Origin of the sequence: Mesorhizobium sp. M8A.F.Ca.ET.021.01.1.1, from assembly GCF_003998025.1 — a bacterium.
Lineage (GTDB): Bacteria > Pseudomonadota > Alphaproteobacteria > Rhizobiales > Rhizobiaceae > Mesorhizobium.
Map to the genome: position 1 here is coordinate 1 of NZ_RZSJ01000613.1, position 3,604 is coordinate 3,604.

General features: G+C 63.8%; 2 protein-coding genes and 1 pseudogene. All 3 read left to right on the forward strand.

What is annotated here, in order from left to right; translation table 11 throughout:
- Positions 1 to 75 precede the first annotated feature (75 nt).
- Positions 76 to 1,008 carry a dimethylarginine dimethylaminohydrolase family protein gene (locus tag EOA36_RS30775; RefSeq protein WP_010915034.1) on the forward strand — a complete coding sequence of 311 codons (933 nt, stop codon included), beginning with the start codon at positions 76 to 78 and terminating at the stop codon, positions 1,006 to 1,008.
- Between the two features lie 224 nt (positions 1,009 to 1,232).
- Entirely contained in the window at positions 1,233 to 3,386 is a 2,154-nt protein-coding gene (locus EOA36_RS30780; RefSeq protein WP_127280683.1) for a penicillin-binding protein 1A, read from the forward strand.
- Positions 3,387 to 3,494: 108 nt separating this feature from the next.
- Positions 3,495 to 3,604: pseudogene (locus EOA36_RS38985) on the forward strand (DUF1214 domain-containing protein); the annotation flags it as partial.

Below are 3,604 nucleotides of genomic sequence, written 5' to 3' on the forward strand. Positions count from 1 at the left end.
GCGCGGGCGCGACTGGTGGATACCAAACAATGCGCGACCGACCAATTCTTGAGAACAAGCCACGAGGAGAACCGCATGACCGTTCATGACCGCATCGTCGCCGAACCGTTTTCGCTTCAACGCCGCAACCCGGCCGGCGGCACCAAGCCGCTGACATCATGGGGCTTCGCCAACGAGACCGATGTCTTGACCGACGTGCTGCTCGGATCGCCGAACTTCCTGCGTCACCTCTCGACCAGCTCGCTCTCGCGAAAACATCTGCGCGAGGCGCCCTGCAATGTCCAGATCGCGCAGGCCCAGCACAAGGATCTGGTCGCGGCCTACGAGCATTTCGGCGTCAACATCCATTGGCACGAGCCGACGCCGGAGCTGCCGATGCAGGTCTATTCCCGTGATTCCAGCGTCATGACGCCTTATGGCGCCATCATCACCGCCATGGCCAACTGGTGGCGGCGCGGCGAGAACTATGCCGCCATCCGCACCTATGAAAAGCTCGGCATCCCGATCTACGACATGGTGACGGCCGGCACCTTCGAGGGCGGCGACTTCAACGTCATCGAGGACGGCGTGGTGCTGATCGGCTGCGGCGGCGCCCGCACGCAGGAGGAAGGCGCCCGCCAGGTGCAGGCCTGGTTCGAGAAGGAAGGTTGGGAGACGCGCATCGCCTTCATCGACGAATATTACGTCCACATCGACCTGATGGTTGTGCCGATCGCCGAAAAGCTCACCGCCGTCTGCCTCGCCTGCACCGAACCCGGCATCGTCGACTGGCTGAAGGGCAAGGGTCACGAGATCATCGACGTGCCCTTCCAGGACACGATGGCGCTCGGCTGCAACTTCATGTCGCTCGGCAAGGACCGGGTGATCGCGCCGACCTCCAGCCAAACGCTGATCGGCCAGCTCAAGGCGCGCGGCTTCGAGGTCGCGGCCGTCGACATGAGCGAAATCTCCAAGACCGGCGGCGGCATCCATTGCATGGCGCAGGCACTGAAGCGCGAGGCGGCCTGATAGCCCTGAAGAGGCAAATTCCCCCTCGCTCGCCAAATCGGGAAGCTGGCTGGCGAGGAGCCGGGCCGCCGGCTAGCCGGCTCTTCCATCGACAAACCTTGCAGCTGTGTCCCCGACGCCCTTGTGAGTGTCGGCAAAATGGATGAATAGTCGGAACAGGGCACCGCCCTGAAATTGCCCGCTTGCGGTTTTCAGGTCGCGCCAGAGCCGAGCCGGGTTTTAGAATGGTCAACCCTGAACCGCGCAAGAGAAGAGGTCCGATCGCCTCCCGCCTTCTGGCGCTGGACGCGTGGCTCGATTCCTCGCTCTATGAGATCGGGTTCAAGGCGCGCGAGTTCTGGGAGGCCGCGACGATCTTCTCGCGGCGCTTCCGTCTCAAGGGCTGGCGCCGTGGCTTCATCGAACTGTTGAGCGAAGGTTTTACACTCGGCGCCGGCGGCATGGTGGTGATGTTGGCGCTGGCGATACCCGCTTTCCAGGACACCACGGGGGACTGGCGTGCCCAAGGCGACTTCGCGGTCACCTTCCTGGACCGCTACGGCAACGAGATCGGCCAGCGCGGCATCATCCAGCGCGATTCAGTACCGGTCGACGAGATGCCCGACCACGTCATCAAGGCGGTGCTCGCCACCGAGGATCGACGTTTTTTCGACCATTACGGCATCGACGTGCTCGGCCTTTCCAGGGCGATCTTCGAGAATGTGCGGGCAAACTCGGTCGTCCAGGGCGGCTCCAGCATCACCCAGCAGCTGGCCAAGAACCTGTTCCTGACCAATGAGCGCACGTTCGAGCGCAAGATCAAGGAAGCCTTCCTGTCGCTGTGGCTGGAGGCCAATCTGTCGAAGAAGGAAATCCTGCAGCTCTATCTCGACCGCGCCTATATGGGCGGCGGCACGTTCGGCATCGAGGCGGCGGCGGATTTCTATTTCGGCAAGAGCGTCAAGGACCTGAACCTTGCCGAAGCAGCGATGCTCGCCGGCCTGTTCAAGGCGCCGACCAAATACGCACCGCACATCAACCTGCCGGCGGCGCGCGCGCGCGCCAATGTGGTGCTGTCCAACCTCGTCGATTCCGGCTTCATGACCGAAGGCCAGGTGCTGCAGGCCAGGCTGCATCCGGCCGACGTCGTCGACCGCGGCGAACAGAAGAGTCCCGACTACTATCTCGACTGGGCCTTCGACGAGGTGAAGAAGATCGCCAAGCCCGGCCAGCACTCGCTGGTCGCCCATACCACCTTCGACGCCAACATCCAGAAGGCGGCGGAAGAGTCCGTCGAGTTCCACCTGCGCCAGTTCGGCAAGGAGTACAACGTCACCGAAGGCGCGGTGGTGGTCATCGAGACCAATGGCGCGGTGCGGGCGATCGTCGGCGGTCGCGATTACGGCGCCAGCCAGTTCAACCGTGCCACCAAGGCACTGCGGCAGACCGGCTCGTCGTTCAAGCCCTATGTCTACGCCACGGCGATGGAACACGGCTTCACGCCGAACTCGATCATTTCGGGCGGGCCGATCAGCTGGGGCAACTGGTCACCGCACAATTACAGCGGCGAGTCGGCGGGCAACATCACGCTGATCATGGCGATGGCCAAGTCGATCAACACCGTGCCGGTGCGACTGGCGAAGGACCATCTCGGAATCGCGCCGATCAAGGCATTGGCGGAATCGTTTGGCGTGGAGTCGCCGCTCGAAGGGCACAAGACGATGGTGCTCGGCACCTCGGGCATGACCGTGATGGACCAGGCGACTGGCTACAGCGTCTTTGCCCAGAACGGCTTCGTCGGCTCCAGGCACGGCATCACCCAGCTCGTCACCCGCACCGGCGACGTGGTGTATGACTGGACCAAGGACGCGCCGCCACCGCATCGCGTGCTCTCCGAGCAGGCGCTGAAATCCATGAACACCATGCTGGCGGCCGTGCCAGTGATGGGCACGGCGCGGCGGGCACAAATTCCCAACATCGTCGTCGCCGGCAAGACCGGCACGACACAATCCTACCGCGATGCCTGGTTCGTGGGTTTCACCGGCAACTACACGGCGGCCGTGTGGCTGGGCAATGACGATTTCACCCCGACCAAGAACATGACCGGCGGCTCGCTGCCGGCGATGGTGTGGCAGCGGCTGATGGTCTATGCGCACCAGAACATCGACCTGAAGCCGATCCCCGGTATCGACAAACCCTTCGTCGACGAGGAGATCGCGGCCAAGGCCGCCGAGGCGCAGAAGAAGAGCGAGGAGCAGGCAGCGGCCGACGCCGCCGCCGAGCGGCCGCCGGTGCTGTCCAGCCGAACCACGCAGACGCTGCGGGACATGAGCCAACTGTTCCAGATGGCGCCCAAACTCGAGGCCCCCACTCCACCCGAGACGCTTTCGGCCCTGTGACATCCGCCCGGTGAGACAAGACCGACACGCAAAACCATCACGCCGGCTTGCCACAGGGCCCTGCGCCGCGATATCCCCGAACGGCAATCCTCGCGCACCCGGCCCTTAATGCTCAAGAATGCTTTCCTGACGCTGATCTCGCTTGCCATAGCCGTTGGCGGGGGCGGTGCCAGCGTCTGGTATGCGCTGAAGATCCAGGACGGCCGCGGCGCGATCAG